The 1,893-nt window shown below is 62.4% G+C and carries 2 protein-coding genes; both read left to right on the plus strand.

The window, feature by feature from the left end:
• On the plus strand, positions 1-1,481 hold a 1,481-nt coding region (locus AB4043_RS24130), incomplete at its 5' end, for an FGGY family carbohydrate kinase (RefSeq protein WP_442308336.1).
• Positions 1,478-1,893 (plus strand): ATP-binding cassette domain-containing protein (locus AB4043_RS24135; protein WP_442308337.1); only part of this gene is annotated, 416 nt, incomplete at its 3' end. The genes AB4043_RS24130 and AB4043_RS24135, both read left to right, overlap by 4 nt.

Genomic DNA, 1,893 nt, shown 5'->3' on the forward strand with positions numbered 1-1,893 from the left:
ACCTTATCCTCGCCATCGATCAGGGAACAACGAATACCAAGGCTCTCCTCGTCGGCAACGATGGACAGCCGGTCTTTCGTGCGTCTGCACCGCTTGCGCTGCTCACACCGCAACCGGGCATGGTGGAGCAGGATCCCGAAGCACTGTGGCAGTCGGTACTCACCGTCATACGGGAGTGTATCGCCCATAGCAGCGCGGACAGGATCAAAGGCATCGCCATCTCCAACCAGCGGGAGACCGCCGTGGCCTGGTACCGCGCAGATGGCAGGCCTGCAGCGAATGCCATCAGTTGGCAGTGCCGGCGAGGCGAGGTCATCTGCAGACAGCTAGAGGCACACAYGGATCTCATCCGGGAGCGCACCGGTCTGCCACTCGATCCACTAGTGTCCGCAACCAAATGGAGCTGGCTGCTCCAGCAGAACCCTGCGTTGCGGACCGAGGCCGAACAAGGCAACCTTTGCTTGGGCAATGTCGATAGCTGGCTCGTATATAAACTTACCGGCGGGAAATTGACCGGCGGCGCCGTCCACATCACCGACCACACGAATGCATCGCGTACAGCCTTGCTCGATCTGCAGACCCTGCAGTGGGATCGTGAACTGCTGGAACTATTCGCGATTCCATACGCCGCGATGCCACGGCTTGCCTGCTCCTCATCTTTGCTTGGCACGGTCTCAGCGATTCCAGAGCTTGCGGGCGTCCCCATCGTCTCCGCCATCGGAGACTCCCACGCCGCCATGGTGGGCCATGGAAGCTACACTCCCGGAACCATCAAGGCGACCTACGGAACCGGCTCGTCGTTGATGACGCTGGCACCGGGCCTGCCAGCACCGACACGGAGCCTGGCACGCACCATCGCCTGGTCGCACGGCGGCACAGCCCATTTTGCCCTTGAGGGCAACATTACGATGACCGGGTCAGCAGTGCAGTGGGTAGGAGAGTTCCTCAACCTCACCGAGCCCACCCGCGACACCGTTGCTCTGGCCGAAGGTGTAACGGATGCAGCAGGGGTCTACTTCGTTCCCGCAATGGTCGGCCTCGGAGCACCTTACTGGGACTCCGCAGTTCGCGGCACACTGGTTGGCCTTAGCCACACCAGTCGTCGGGAACACATGGCCCGCGCCGCCGTCGACGCCATCGCCTACCAGGTCGTGGATGTCTTTCATGCGATGCGCGACGCCGCCAGAATAGACCTTCCCGCTCTGCACACCGACGGAGGCGCAACCCGCAACTCTGCCCTGATGCAGTTTCAGGCGGACCTGTTGCAGGTGCCGGTCCAACGCTCCAGTTGCGAAGACCTGTCGGCGCTCGGGGCCGCGTGGCTCGGGGGACTCACACTTGGGTGGTGGCACAGCGTCTCTGATCTCGCCTCGCTTCCGCAAGAGTCGACGACATTCCTCCCCGCAACACAACTCGCCTCCCACTATGAAGGCTGGAAGCACGCTGTCCGGCAGGCCCGTCTGAAGGGAGACCTCGCATGAGCGACGTAATCCTGCAGGCAAACGGCATCCTGAAGCGCTATCCCGGAAATATCGCGCTCGACCACGTCGACTTCAGGCTCCACCGCAATGCGGTGAATGTGCTGATCGGAGAGAATGGCGCCGGCAAGTCCACGCTGATGCGCATTCTGTCCGGCGTTGAATCGTGCGACGAAGGCACCATCCTGCTGGACGGCAAGCCTATCACTCTGCGCAGCCCGCGCGATGCCGGGGCACACGGCATCAGCATCGTGCACCAGGAGCTGAGCGTAATGCCGAACCTCGACATCAGCGAGAACATCTTCGCCGGCCGCGAGCTAACCCGCGTGGCCATGGTTGATCGCAAGACCGAAGACAGCCAATCGGCCGATGCGCTCCATCGCCTGCACAAGCCGATGCCGGTCAGCGCACAGAC

Origin of the sequence: Terriglobus sp. YAF25, assembly GCF_052113305.1 — a bacterium.
In the GTDB taxonomy this organism is placed as follows: Bacteria; Acidobacteriota; Terriglobia; order Terriglobales; family Acidobacteriaceae; genus Terriglobus.